At 72.7% G+C, this 13,029-nt stretch carries 11 protein-coding genes; 6 read left to right on the forward strand and 5 right to left on the reverse strand.

Going from position 1 to position 13,029, the window contains the following annotated elements; genetic code table 11:
* Positions 1-20 precede the first annotated feature (20 nt).
* Positions 21-1,796, reverse strand: a complete 1,776-nt coding sequence (gene leuA, locus H9L09_RS02330) for a 2-isopropylmalate synthase (RefSeq protein ID WP_187579173.1) — start codon at positions 1,794-1,796, stop codon at positions 21-23.
* A gap of 224 nt (positions 1,797-2,020) precedes the next feature.
* On the opposite strand from leuA, the gene H9L09_RS02335 reads away from it, so the two are divergent.
* From H9L09_RS02335 to H9L09_RS02345, 3 genes are read left to right on the forward strand one after another with little or no spacing between them, the layout of a single operon-like run.
* Positions 2,021-3,037, forward strand: a complete 1,017-nt coding sequence (locus H9L09_RS02335) for a GNAT family N-acetyltransferase (RefSeq protein WP_187579174.1) — start codon at positions 2,021-2,023, stop codon at positions 3,035-3,037.
* Positions 3,038-3,077: 40 nt separating this feature from the next.
* On the forward strand, positions 3,078-4,184 hold the full coding sequence (locus H9L09_RS02340; RefSeq protein WP_187579175.1) for a DNA glycosylase AlkZ-like family protein: 1,107 nt from the start codon (positions 3,078-3,080) through the stop codon (positions 4,182-4,184).
* Positions 4,185-4,210: 26 nt separating this feature from the next.
* Positions 4,211-4,711 (forward strand): flavodoxin family protein, encoded by a 501-nt coding sequence (locus H9L09_RS02345; protein ID WP_187579176.1) that lies wholly within the window; start codon positions 4,211-4,213, stop codon positions 4,709-4,711.
* A 29-nt stretch (positions 4,712-4,740) separates the two neighbouring features.
* Here H9L09_RS02345 and H9L09_RS02350 read toward each other — a convergent pair whose 3' ends face one another.
* Entirely contained in the window at positions 4,741-5,010 is a 270-nt protein-coding gene (locus H9L09_RS02350; protein ID WP_223164410.1) for a DUF3099 domain-containing protein, read from the reverse strand.
* Between the two features lie 94 nt (positions 5,011-5,104).
* Here H9L09_RS02350 and H9L09_RS02355 point away from each other — a divergent pair, with 94 nt between their 5' ends.
* On the forward strand, positions 5,105-5,884 hold the full coding sequence (locus H9L09_RS02355) for a septum formation family protein (RefSeq protein WP_187579177.1): 780 nt from the start codon (positions 5,105-5,107) through the stop codon (positions 5,882-5,884).
* A complete protein-coding gene (locus H9L09_RS02360; RefSeq protein WP_187579178.1) occupies positions 5,881-6,765 on the forward strand; it encodes a septum formation family protein in 885 nt (294 codons plus the stop codon). Before H9L09_RS02355 ends, H9L09_RS02360 begins: the two co-directional genes overlap by 4 nt.
* A gap of 19 nt (positions 6,766-6,784) precedes the next feature.
* Here the strand turns inward: H9L09_RS02360 and era are convergent, their stop codons facing one another.
* Positions 6,785-7,711 carry a GTPase Era gene (gene era / locus H9L09_RS02365; protein WP_425491709.1) on the reverse strand — a complete coding sequence of 309 codons (927 nt, stop codon included), beginning with the start codon at positions 7,709-7,711 and terminating at the stop codon, positions 6,785-6,787.
* 101 nt (positions 7,712-7,812) lie between these two features.
* On the opposite strand from era, the gene H9L09_RS02370 reads away from it, so the two are divergent.
* Positions 7,813-10,206, forward strand: coding sequence for a phosphatase PAP2 family protein (locus tag H9L09_RS02370; RefSeq protein WP_187579179.1), 2,394 nt, complete (start codon positions 7,813-7,815; stop codon positions 10,204-10,206).
* Here the strand turns inward: H9L09_RS02370 and H9L09_RS02375 are convergent.
* Together H9L09_RS02375 and H9L09_RS02380 are read right to left on the reverse strand one after the other, a co-directional pair.
* On the reverse strand, positions 10,199-11,521 hold the full coding sequence (locus H9L09_RS02375; RefSeq protein WP_187579180.1) for a class I SAM-dependent methyltransferase: 1,323 nt from the start codon (positions 11,519-11,521) through the stop codon (positions 10,199-10,201). The genes H9L09_RS02370 and H9L09_RS02375 overlap by 8 nt on opposite strands.
* Positions 11,518-12,894 carry an FAD-binding oxidoreductase gene (locus H9L09_RS02380; RefSeq protein ID WP_246456215.1) on the reverse strand — a complete coding sequence of 459 codons (1,377 nt, stop codon included), beginning with the start codon at positions 12,892-12,894 and terminating at the stop codon, positions 11,518-11,520. Before H9L09_RS02380 ends, H9L09_RS02375 begins: the two co-directional genes overlap by 4 nt.
* Positions 12,895-13,029 lie beyond the last annotated feature (135 nt).

The raw sequence follows: 13,029 nt of genomic DNA on the forward strand, positions 1-13,029 counted from the left end.
CCGGGCCGGGCGGCCCGGCGTCAGGCGCGGTTGACCGCCGAGATGACCGCCTTCAGCGAGGCGGTGACGATGTTGGCGTCCAGCCCGACCCCCCACAGCAGCTGGTCGCCGACCGTGCACTCGACGTACGCCGCGGCGATCGCGTCGCCGCCCGAGGACAGCGCGTGCTCGTGGTAGTCGAGGACCCGGACGTCGCCACGCTCGGCGAACATCGGGTTGTCCCGGAGCTGCTCGTCCTCGGTGAGCTGGTTCAGCGCGCTCACGAAGGCCGCGATCGGGCCGTTGCCGGTGCCTTCGAGGGACCGGAGCTCGCCGTCGACGTACACGTTGACGTTGAGGGCGTCCTTCTCCCCCGCCGCCGAGGACGTGTGCACGGAGTTCAGCTTCAGCGGCGCCTCGCGGTCGAGGTACTCCGAGCGGAACGAGGCCCAGATGTCGTCGGGCGACATCTCGGTGCCGGAGTCGTCGGTGTGCTTCTGCACCACGCGGCTGAACTCGATCTGCAGCCGGCGCGGCAGCTCGAGCTTGTGCTCGGCCTTGAGGATGTAGGCCACGCCGCCCTTGCCCGACTGGCTGTTGACCCGGATGACCGCCTCGTAGGAGCGACCGACGTCCTTGGGGTCGATCGGGAGGTACGGCGCCTCCCAGTCCATCTCGCCGACCGGCCGGCCGGCTTCGTCGGCGGCCCGCTCGAGCGCCTCGAGACCCTTCTTGATCGCGTCCTGGTGGGACCCGGAGAAGGCGGTGTAGACGAGGTCGCCGGCGTAGGGGTGCCGCGGGTGCACCGGCAGCTGCGTGCAGTACTCGACGGTGCGGCGGACCTCGTCGATGTCGGAGAAGTCGATCTGCGGGTCGATCCCCTGGCTGAACAGGTTCATCCCCAGCGTCACCAGGCAGACGTTGCCGGTGCGCTCGCCGTGCCCGAACAGGCACCCCTCGACCCGGTCGGCACCGGCCATCAGCGCCAGCTCGGTGGCGGCGACCGCCGTACCGCGGTCGTTGTGCGGGTGCAGCGAGATGACGCTGTGCTCGCGCCGGGTGAGCTGACGCGAGAACCACTCGATCTGGTCGGCGTAGACGTTCGGCGTGGACATCTCCACGGTCGCCGGGAGGTTCAGGATGATCTCGCGACCGGGGCCGGGCTGCCAGACGTCGGAGACGGCCTCGCAGACGTCGACGGCGAAGTCCAGCTCGGTGCCGGTGAAGATCTCCGGGGAGTACTGGTAGCCGAAGTCGGTGCCGCCGAGCAGCTCCTCGGCGTACTTCATGACGATCTCGGTCCCCCGCACAGCGATCGAGCGGCACTCGTTCTTGTCCACCCCGAACACCACGCGCCTGAACAGCGGCGCGGTGGCGTTGTAGAGGTGCAGGTTGGCGTGGGCGGTGCCGACCAGCGACTGCACGGTGCGCTCGATGAGGTCTTCGCGCGCCTGGGTCAGCACCGAGATGGTCACGTCGTCGGGGATCTTGTCGCCCTCGACCAGCTGGCGGACGAAGTCGAAGTCGGTCTGGCTGGCGCTCGGGAAGCCGACCTCGATCTCCTTGTAGCCCATCCGGACGAGCAGCTCGAACATCGCCATCTTGCGGGCGGGGCTCATCGGGTCGATCAGCGCCTGGTTGCCGTCCCGCAGGTCGGTGGAGAGCCAGCGCGGGGTGGCGGCCACGGTCCGGGACGGCCAGGTGCGGTCGGGGAGGTCGATCGGCGGGAAGGCGCGGTAGCGCTGGTGCGGCATCCCGCTCGGCTGCTGGGTGTTGCGCGGCCGGAAGACAGGCGAAGGTGCGAACTGATCGGTCATGGGGTGGTCCTCGTTAGGGGTCTGCGGCGGTGAGGCCAGGGGGCGCCGGGCAACAGGCGGACTCCGCAGCGAGGGGTCCGGCTCTCAGACCTCGCTACGGCACCCAAGGAGGAGGCTGCGCGCGCTCATGACCGTCCCAGCATAGGCCAGCGGGTCGGACGGGGCGATCCCGCTTCCGCGAAATGGACGTGAACCGGCGCGTGCGTCGATGACAGGATGCCGCCATGCCCAGCCTCTCGGACCTCCTCATCACGCGTATCGACCCGCTCGAGCTCGACCTGGCCACCGCTGACGGCATCGCCGAGGTGCTCACCGCCTCGAGTGCCGCAGCCGGTCTGGGGATGCCGCCGCGGTCCGGTGCCGCGGCGTTGCTGTCGCGGCAGCTGCAGAGCGACGGCACCCCGGTCGACGGGCTCTGGGTCGCCACCGTCGGCGACCGGGTCATCGGGCACCTCGACCTCGAGCTGCCCGCGCAGGAGAACACCGACAGCGCCCATCTCCGCGGCAACGTCCACCCGGAGCTGCGGGGCCACGGCGTCGGCCGGGCGCTGCTGGAGGAGGGCGTGCGCGCGGCCACGGACGCGGGCCGCGCGAAGCTCTACACCGGCGCCTTCTCCGGCGGCGACGGCATCGCCGTCCTCGAGCGGTGGGGCTTCACCGCGACGCCGGGGCGGTACGCCGTACGGCGGGTCGACCTGCACGAGGCGCCGCACGGCCTCTGGGACCGCCTGTACGACGAGGCGGCCGGCCATGCCGCGGACTACGAGCTGGTGCACCTCGTCGGCCCCACCCCGCCGGGGCAGCTCGAGCAGATGGCCACCCTGCACGAGGCGATCAACGACGCACCCGCCGACGACGAGGACGAGGAGCCCGCGCTGTTCGACGCCGAGCGGGTGCGCCGCTACGACGCTGCGATGGCCGGCCGCCGGCAGACCGTGCACCGGGTGGTGGCCGTGCACCGGTCGACCGGTGAGTGGGCCGGCCTGTCCATGCTGTGCGTCGACGAGTTCGGCCCCGGTCTCGCCTTCCAGGAGGACACCTCGGTGGTGCGGGCGCACCGTGGCCACCGGCTCGGCCTGCTGATGAAGGCGGACATGTTGCGCTGGATCAGCCGGGAACGCCCGGAGGTGGGGGCCGTCGACACCTGGAACGCCACCAGCAACCACCACATGATCGCGGTCAACGAGCGGCTGGGCGCACAGGTGGTCGCCGAGCACGTCGGCTACCGGCGCGACCTGTGAGGCGCCGGGATCCGGGGGCCCCTCGTCGTATCCTCGTGCGGTGACCGGGGTCCACCAGCTCTCCCGCGCCGACGCGCGGCGCGTCGCGGTGCAGGCCCAGCTGTTGGACGCCGAGCGGCCCGCCGACCTGCTGGGTCTGGTGCGCCACCTCACGCTGCTGCAGCTGGACCCGATCAGCGCGGTGACGCCGAGCGCCGACCTGGTGGTGTGGAGCCGCCTCGGCCCGGCGTACTCCCCGGCCGAGCTGCGCGACGCGCTCGAGCGACGCACGCTGATCGAGCTGAACGCGCTGGTCCGGCCCGCGGAGGACCTGGCGCTCTACCGCGCCGAGATGGCGCACTGGCCCGGGCAGGGCGAGCTGCGGGAGTGGCAGCACGCCAGGCGCGACTGGGTCACGGCCAACGACGGTTGCCGCCGCGACATCCTCGAGCGGCTCGAGGAGTCAGGACCGCTGACGATGCGCGAGCTGCCGGACACCTGCGCGGTCCCGTGGGGCTCGACCGGGTGGACCAACAACCGCAACGTCGAGAAGCTGCTGGTCTTCCTCGTGCAGCGCGGCGAGGTGGCGACCGCCGGACGCAAGGGGCGCGAGCGGCTGTGGGACCTGGCGCACCGGGTCTACCCCGACCACCCCGTGGTCCCGACCGACGAGGCGCTGCGGCGGCGCAACGAGCGCCGGCTGCGGGCGCTGGGCATCGCCCGGGCCCGGGCCCCGGAGGTCCCGGTCGAGCCCGTGGACGTCGGAGAGGCCGGTGAGCCGGCCGTCGTGGAGGGGGTGAAGGGCGAGTGGCGGGTCGACCCGTCCTGGCTGGACCGGCCGTTCACAGGTCGCGCCGCGCTGCTCTCGCCGTTCGACCGGCTGGTGCACGACCGCAAGCGCCTGACGGAGCTCTTCGAGTTCGACTACCAGCTCGAGATGTACAAGCCGGCGGCGAAACGGCGGTGGGGCTACTACGCGCTGCCCATCCTGTACGGCGACCGGCTGGTCGGGAAGCTCGACGCCACCGCCGACCGGAAGGCCGGCGTCCTGCGCGTCGACGCCGTCCACGAGGACGAGCCCTTCACCGCCGCGGTGTCCGCGGCGGTGTCCCGCGAGATCGAGGACCTGGCCCGCTGGCTCGAGCTCGACCTGGTCCGCGCCGTCTGAGAGCAGCCCCGACTACTCTCGTCGCCATGTCCCGGCTGCTGGTCGTCCACCACTCCCCCACCCGGTCGATGCGGACGCTGCTCGACGCGGTGCTCGGCGGTGCGCACGACGAGGCCATCGAGGGCGTCGAGGTGGTGGTCCCGCCGGCGCTGGAGGCGACCGCCGACGACGTCCTGGCCGCCGACGGCTACCTGCTCGGCACCCCGGCGAACTTCGGCTACATGAGCGGCGCGCTCAAGCACTTCTTCGACTCGACGTTCCTCCAGGTCGGCGGCGCGCTGGCCGACGACGGGTCCGCCGGTGGCCCGGCGGGCTCGTCCGCCCGCACCGCGGGTCGACCGTTCGGGCTCTACGTGCACGGCCGCTACGACACGGAGGGGGCGGTGCGGGCGGTGGTCTCGATCGTCGGAGCGCTCGGCTGGCGGCAGGCGGCCGAGGTGCTGTCCGTGATCGGAGACGTCCAGGAGCCGCAGCGGCAGGCGGCGTACGAGCTCGGCGGCACCCTCGCGGCGCTGCTCTCCGACTGACCCGGCGCCGCCACGCCGGGCCGCCGCCGCTACCGGCCAGGCCGGTCCGGCCCCGAACCGTTGGGGCCCGACCCGTCCGGCCCCGGCCCGGGCGGCCACGACCGCGGCTTCTCCAGCCGGCGCAGCGTGCCGGCGTTGCCGACGATCACGGCGACCGGCGGGATCACCGCCGCGATCACACTCATCACCACCGCGGCCGTCGTCGACCAGAACCGGACCACGTTCCACGCCAGCAGGATCAGCCCGATGCAGGTCCCCATCAGCGCGAAGTAGGCGTGCTTGCGGTCGATGTCTCGCACGCCTTCGACGGTACGCCCGGCAGCCGGGGTGGGCGACCGGCGCCGGAGGTAATCTGACCGGACCCGTCCCCCAGCGTCTCCGAGGAAACACCCCGTGCTCGCCCGTCTGCTCGTCCCCCTGCTGGCGCTGCTGGGCGCCTGCACCGCGTGCACCGGCGGGCCCGGCGCGGACCCGGTGTCCACGCAGCCGCCCGAGCCCGGCCAGTGCCGCGCCCTCGGGACCGACGACATCGCCCGGGCCGCCGACGAGAGCGACCCGGTCGACTGCGCGGACCGGCACACCGCCGAGACGTTCGCGGTGGGCAGGTTCCCCCGCTCGGTCGCCGGCGACGAGATCGACGACGCCGCCCTCGGCGCCCACCTCTTCGACGGCTGCCGGCGGAAGTTCCAGGCCTTCCTCGGCGGCGACGAGAGCGTGACGATGCGCTCCACCGTGACCTGGTCCTGGTTCCGGCCCAGCGACGCGGCCTGGGACGCCGGCGCCCGGTGGTGGCGCTGCGACGTGGTGGGCGGCGGCGAGCAGTCGGTGCGCCTGCTCGACCTGCCGGAGACCGCCAAGGGGCTGCTCCGGGGCAAGCCCGACGACCAGTGGATGGCCTGCACCGACGGGGCCGCCGTCGGTGACGCGCCGACGACCCCGTGCAGCGAGGACCACACCTGGCGGGCGGTGACCACGATCGTGCTCGGGGAGCCGGCGGACCCCTACCCCGGCGACGACCTGGTCAAGGCCCGCACCCGGGCGTTCTGCTCCGACTCGGTCGGGGCCTGGCTCGGGTACCCGGTCGACTTCGACTACGGCTTCAGCTACTTCGACCGGGTCGAGTGGGACGCCGGCAACCGCCGCTCGATCTGCTGGGCCCGGACCGACCGATGAGCGCCCGGTCGACGGTTCTCGCCAGCCTGGTCGCCGCGGTGCTGCTCGCCGGCTGTACGTCGTCGTCCGGGCCCTCCGGCTCCGGGAGCACCGCGGCCGGCGCCCCGAGCGACGTCACCTCGACCTCCTCCGACGGCACCAGCCCGGGCAGCGGGTCGAGCAGCCCGGCGGCCGGGGAGACGCCACCCCCCGCTCCCCCGGACGGCGCCTGCTACCGGCTGACCTTCGCGCAGGCGGCCGAGCCGAGCGACGACAGCTCGCCGGTGCCCTGCTCCGGCAAGCACGACACGCAGACCTTCTACGTGGGCAGCTTCGACACGGTGGTCGAAGGGCACTCGGTCGCGGTGGACTCCGACCACGTGCAGCAGCAGATCGAGAGCACCTGCCGGGAGGAGCTGGCCCGGTTCCTGGGCGGCACGACCGAGGCGCGCAGGCTGTCCCGGTTGACCGACGTCTGGTTCGCTCCGACCCTCGAGCAGGGCGACCAGGGAGCCCGGTGGTTCCGCTGCGACGTGGTCGCGCTGGCCTCCGAGGGCGGTCTGGCGTCGCTGCCGCCGCCCCGCAGGCTGCGGGGGGTCCTCGACGGAGGCGGCGCGACGCCGTACGGCCTGTGCGGCACCGCCGCCCCCGGCGACAAGGGCTTCGAGCGGGTGATCTGCTCGAAGCCGCACCGGTGGCGCGCGATCGGCACGATCCCGCTCGCCGACGCCGCCGGCTACCCGGGCCGGTCGAAGGTCAGTGCGGCCGGCGACGCACCCTGCAAGGAGCTGGCGCGGAGCCGGGCCGGGGACCCGCTGACCTTCGAGTACGGCTGGGAGTGGCCGACCCGCGACCAGTGGGAGGCCGGACGGCGCTACGGCTACTGCTGGGCCCCCGACTGAATGACTGGATGATCGTGGCTCAGAAGCCGAGCCGGCGCAGCTGCTTGGGGTCGCGCTGCCAGTCCTTCGCGATCTTCACGTGCAGGTCGAGGTAGACCGGGGTGCCGAGCAGCGCCTCGATCTGTCGCCGCGCGTCGGTGCCGACCTGACGCAGCCGGCTGCCCTGGTGGCCGATCACGATCCCCTTCTGCGAGGAGCGCTCCACGAACAGGTTCGCGTGGATGTCGAGCAGCGGCCTGTCCGCGGGCCGGTCCTCACGCAGTCTCATCTCCTCGACCACCACCGCGATGGAGTGGGGCAGCTCGTCGCGGACCCCTTCGAGCGCAGCCTCGCGGATCAGCTCGGCGACGATGGTCTCCTCCGGGGCATCGGTCAGCTCACCGTCGGGGTAGAGCGGCGGGCCCGCGGGCAACCGGGCGACCAGCAGGTCGGCCAGCAGCTGGACCTGGTCGCCCGAGACCGCCGAGACCGGCACGATCTCGGCCCACTCGGTGCCGGTGTCCCGGCCGAGCGCGTCGATGGCCAGCAGGTGCTCCGCGAGCTGCTGGGGCGTGGCAAGGTCGGTCTTGGTGGCGATCGCCATCTTCGTCGTCCGGCCCACCTTCGCCAGCTCGTTGACGATGAACCGGTCGCCGGGGCCGATCTTCTCGTTGGCCGGGAAGCAGACCGCGACGATGTCCACCTCCGCCCAAGTGGTCTTGACCAGGTCGTTGAGGCGCTCACCGAGCAGCGTGCGCGGCTTGTGCAGCCCGGGGGTGTCCACCAGGATCAGCTGCGCGTCGAGCCGGTGCACGATGCCGCGCACCGCCGTTCGCGTCGTCTGCGGCCGCGAGGACGTGATCGCGACCTTCGTGCCGACCAGGGCGTTGGTCAGCGTGGACTTGCCGGCGTTGGGACGACCGACGAAGGAGGCGAAGCCGCTCTTGAACTCAGGGATGTCCGACACCCGTGGATCATCCCACCCCGACGGGTCCACCCCGTACTCCTGCCGGCAGCCCGGGCACAAAGCCCCTGCCCGGGCGGGCGGCACGGGAGTGCCATGGGGACATGGCCACCGCGGAGGTCGGTTCTCCCCCCGTCACGTCGGGGCAGCACGAACCCGACGACTGGAAGAGGGACGAACGGCGCAGCGACTTCGTGCGTCTCGGGCTCGCGCTCGTGGTCTTCTTCCTGGCCCTGCTCGGAATCCAGCGCCACCACCTCTCGATGCTCGAGCGGGACGTGTTCCGGCTGATCAACGACCTGCCTCCGTGGTTGCTGCCGCCGCTCGAGGCGGTCATGCAGCTGGGCACCCGGTTCGCGCCCCTGGTCATCGGCGCTCTCGTGATGCTCGTCCTGCGCCGGGTCCGGCTCGGGGCCAGCATCATGCTGGCCGGCACCGTCGCGTGGCTGGTCACCCAGGAGCTCAAGATCCTCGTCGAGCGCGGCCGGCCGGCGGTGTTCCTCACCGACCTGCCGCGCGAGCTGTCCAGCGGCGGTCCCGGGTTCGTGTCCGGGCACACGGCGGTGGCGACCGCGATGGCCGCCGTCGCCGCCCCGTACCTCCCCCGGCCCTGGCGGCGGTTCGTCTGGGGACTGGCGTTCGCCGTCGGCTTCGCCCGCATCTACGCCGGGGTGCACCTTCCGCTCGACGTGGTCGGCGGCTTCGCGGTCGGCTGGTTCGTCGGGACGGCCGTGCACCTGCTCATCGGCGTGCCGCGGCCCCGTCGTACGCCGGCCGAGGTCATCGCGATGCTCGGCGACCTCGGGATCGACGTCTCCACGGTGGAGCCCGGCGATGTCTACGCCAAGGTCTCGCAGCCGTTCCTGGTCACCACCGCGAAGGGTGAGCGGCTGTTCGTGAAGGTGCTCGACCCGGACCCGCGCAGCAGCGACTGGGTGCTGCGATTCGCCCGGGTCGTCGCCTCCGGCGAGCGGAGGGGCTACTCGGCCATGACCAGCCTGCCGGCGGCCGCCGACCACGAGGCGACGGTCTGCCTGGCGGCGCGCGACGCCGGGGTCAGGGTCCCGCGGGTGATCCTCGCCCGGGGCCAGGGAGCCGGGGCCGTCGTCGTCCTCGAGCAGATCCCCGGCCACGACCTCAGTGCCCTGCCGCCCGAGGCTCTCACCGACGAGGTGCTGCAGCGGGTGTGGCGCGAGGTGGCGCAGCTGCACGAGGGCCGGATCGCCCATCGCGACCTGGTGCGCGGCAACGTGATGCTGGACGCGGCCGGCCAGGTCTGGCTCGTCGACTTCCCCGAGGCCCAGCTCGGTGCCTCCGAGACCACCCGCGACGGTGACGTCGCGGAGCTGATCGCCTCGCTGGCCGTCGCGGTGGGGGCCCACCGGGCGGTCGGCTCGGCGACGGCCGTCCTGGGGGCGCCGGCGGTGACGCAAGCGCTGCCCCGCCTGGAGCCGTTCGCGCTCTCGCCGCGCACCCGGGCCGAGCTGCGGACCCGCCCCGGCCTGCTCGACTCCGTCCGCGTCGCCTGCGGCGGTGGGCCGGAGACGACCCACGGCATGCTCACCATGCACCGGCTCTGGATCCCCGCCCTCGTGGCCGCAGCGAGCTACGTGGCGCTCCTGTGGATCGCCGGGTGGTCGGACGTGCAGGACACGGTGGCGAACCTGGGGTGGCGCTGGGTCGCCGTCTGCGGCGCGATCTTCGTCGCGGCCCCGCTGCTGACCGGCTACGCCCTGCAGCTCGGCGCGCGACGGCGGCTCGCGATCGGCCGGTCCGCGGCCGCAGGTGCCGTCGCCAACAGCGTGCAGCTGATCGCCGGCACCGCAGCACGCCGGCGCTACCTGGACGGCTACATCCGCAGCTGCGGCGCCCAGGCGACCGACGCCGACGAGACCGTGGACCTGGTCATGACCGCCGAGCTCGTGTCCCGGATGGGCATGCTCCTGGCCGGGCTGGTGATGACCTGGTGGCAGGGCGTCCCGGACCTGGAGACCGGGTTCCCCGTCCCGGCGCTGCTGCTGGTCGCGGCCGCGACCGCCGCGGTCGGCTGGCTGGCCCGCAAGGCGGTCCGGCGGACCTGGCCGCTGGCCTCCCGACGCAAGGCGGTCGCGCACGCGCTGAGCCTGACCCACACCTCCCCCGAGCGTGCGCTCTCCGTGCTCGGCGCCGTCGCCGCCGGAGAGGCCGCCCTGGTGGTGGCGCTGGCCGCGGCGCTGCGCGCCGTCGGGCCCACGCCGCCGATGTCGCACCTGCTGATCGCGCTGGGTGGGGCCCAGGTCCTGGTGGCGCTCCTGGGCGTCACCGGCCTCCCGGCGGTCATCGAGTCCGTGGCGGTCACCGTGTTCTGCGCCTTCGGGGTGCCCGCCGCCGACGCCGTGGTGGCGCTGCTCGTCTACGCGCTGTTCCGGTACTGGCTCAACGGGATCGCGAGCGCGGTGACCGCGCCCCGGCTGGCGCCGGTGCACCTGCCGGGGACGCGGCAGCCCACGCTCAGCTGAGCCAGGTCGGGCGCAGCGGGAAGTGCGCGTTGCCGTGCTCGTCGGGCTTCACCCCGAGGACCTGGTGCAGCTGGATCTCGTTGCGCTCGAAGGCGAGCCGGGAGCCCGCCATGTAGATCCCCCACACCTTGGCGGTGCCCTCGCCGACGTCGGCGACGCACTCGTCCCAGTTCTCCACCAGGTTCTCGCACCAGCCCTTGAGCGTCAGCGCGTAGTGCTCACGCAGGTTCTCCTCGTGGCGCACCTCGAGCCCGACGTCCTGCATCGTGGTGATGATCCGCCCCGAGCCGGTCAGCTCCCCGTCGGGGAACACGTAGCGGTCGATGAACGCCCCGGTGCCGCGGACATGGTTGTCGGCGCGCGTGATGCAGTGGTTGAGGATCCGCCCGCCCGGCACCAGCTTGTCGCGCAGCAGCGAGAAGTACGCCGGGTAGTTGCGCACCCCGATGTGCTCGGTCAGGCCGATCGAGCTGACCGCGTCGAAGCCGCTCTCGCTGACCTCCCGGTAGTCGCCGAAGCGGACCTCGGCGCGGTCGGCGAGCCCCTCGCGCTCGACGGCGGCCTGACCCCAGGCGGCCTGCTCCTTCGACAGCGTCACGCCGATCACCTCGACGCCGTACTCGCGGGCCGCGTGGCGGACCATCCCACCCCAGCCGCAGCCGACGTCGAGCAGACGCATGCCGGGCTTGAGGTCGAGCTTGCGGCAGACCAGGTCGTACTTGAAGGCCTGGGCCTCCTCGAGGGTCGCGCCCTCGTGCGGGAAGCACGCGCAGGTGTAGGTCATCGACGGGCCGAGCACCATCTCGTAGAACCGGTTCGAGACGTCGTAGTGGTGGTGGATCGCTTCGGCGTCGCGGGTCTTGGAGTGCCGGAACCCCTCCAGCAGCCGGCGCCAGCGCGGCAGCGCCTCCTGCGGGGGCGGCTCGGGCGGCAGCAGCTTGCCGAGGCCGATGCCGCGGGCCAGGGCGAACGCCTCCGCCGGCGACGGCATCTTGAAGCGCAGGTTGCTCTGCAGGTGCACCAGCGCGTCGTAGGGGTTCCCGGGGTGCACGCCCTCGAGGGCGATGTCGCCGGAGACGTAGGCGCGGGCCATGCCGAGGTCACCGGGGGCCGAGAGCAGGTAGGACAGCCCCCGCTCGTTGAGCAGCCGCAGGTGGATCGGGGAGTCCTGGGGTCCGGCAGTGCTGCCGTCGTACGCGGTGAACCGGAACGGGACCCCGCCGGCCATCAGCCGGGTCAGGGCCTCGCCGATCGTGACCCGGGGGGTCGTGGTGTCGGTCCGGTCCTGTCCGGCCCGGTTGAGGGTGCTGGTCATCTGCGTCCCACCGCTTTCTCGTAGAGCTCCGTCAGCCGTCCGTCCGGGTCGGTCACCTTGCGGACCCTGCGGGCGAAGGACTGGTCGTAGAGCGAGTCGAAGGTCTCTCGGTCGTAGTAGGCGTCGGAGTAGAGCGACTTGTGACCGCCGAGATCGGTCACCTCGGCCTCCACCGCCCTGTTCTTGTCCCCGTCGCGGGCGCCGGGTCCGATCGGCACCGTGCCCCAGAACCCGACGTTGACGTACGTCGCGCCGGGCTTCAGCGGGTACGACGGCCACTCCCGGGTGCTGCGCAGCGGGCAGAGCCACACCGGTCGCATCCCGACGTTCTCGTCGAACCAGGTGAGGAACTCCGCCAGCCGTTCGACCGGCACCTCGACGTCCTGGATCACCCGCTCCCGCTCCGGCAGCCCGCGGCGCCGGTCCAGGCGGGTCTTGAGCCCGTAGCGGGTCTCGAGGCCGACGAGCCTGTGGTAGACGTCGCTGCGCCGCCACCGGCGCGGCCACAGCCGCCGCACCCGGGGGTCGTGCAGGCCGAAGGCGCCCGAGCACCAGAACCAGTCGGTGTCCCAGCGCCACAGGTAGTCGTGCATGGTCAGCCGGTCCACCTCCAGCCGCTGCAGGGACCGGTAGAACGGCTCCGGGCCCGTGTAGTCGCTGGTCAGCGGCGGCGTCGCGCCGACGGGAGCGTCGTCGGCGAATCGCGCCAGCGTCAGGCAGGCCTCCGTCGGCTCGAACACCACCCCGTCGACCGCGTCGACCCGGACCCCGTCGTGCTCCCGGGCGTCGACGATCCGCGCCGTGACCCGGGCCAGCTCCTCGAGGTCGTCGAAGCGCACGTGACGCAGCTCGACGAGGTTCGGGACCCGCTCGAGCCGGATCCGCAGCCGGGTGGCGTAGCCCAGCGAGCCGTAGGAGTTGGGGAACGCGTCGAACAGGTCGTCACCGGGACGGACGGTGCGCACCTGGCCGTCGCCGGTGAGCACGTCCATCTCGAGCACCGACTCGTGCGGCAGCCCGTTGCGGAACGAGGTGGACTCGATGCCGAGGCCGCTGACGGCGCCGCCGAGGGTGATCGTGCGCAGCTGCGGGACGACGTAGGGGATGAAGCCGCGCGGCAGCGTCACGTCCACGAGGTCCTCGTAGGTGCACATTCCCTGCACGTCGGCGGTGCCGGCGAGCGGGTCGAGGTCGATCACCCCGGTCAGCCCGGAGACGTCCAGGCCGGGCGCGGTGCTCCGCGAGCGGGTGCGGAAGAGGTTCGAGGTCGACTTCGCCAGGCGGACGGGAGCGCCCGCGGGGATCGCGTCGTAGGACGCCTGCAGGCGATGCACCGCCGCGGCGTGCCGATCAGGTCCGACCAGGTCTGTCACGAACCATCAACTTACCGAGAAAAGTTGGTAGTGCCGAATTTCCCATTCCCCACTCCGAGGGCAGAACCGACGAACACGTGGCGTTCTGCCCCGGTTCGCGAGGGTCGGCGGGGGCCAAGATGACCCGTCCGGGGG

This window comes from Nocardioides mesophilus (assembly GCF_014395785.1).
GTDB classification, from domain to species: domain Bacteria; phylum Actinomycetota; class Actinomycetes; order Propionibacteriales; family Nocardioidaceae; genus Nocardioides_B; species Nocardioides_B mesophilus.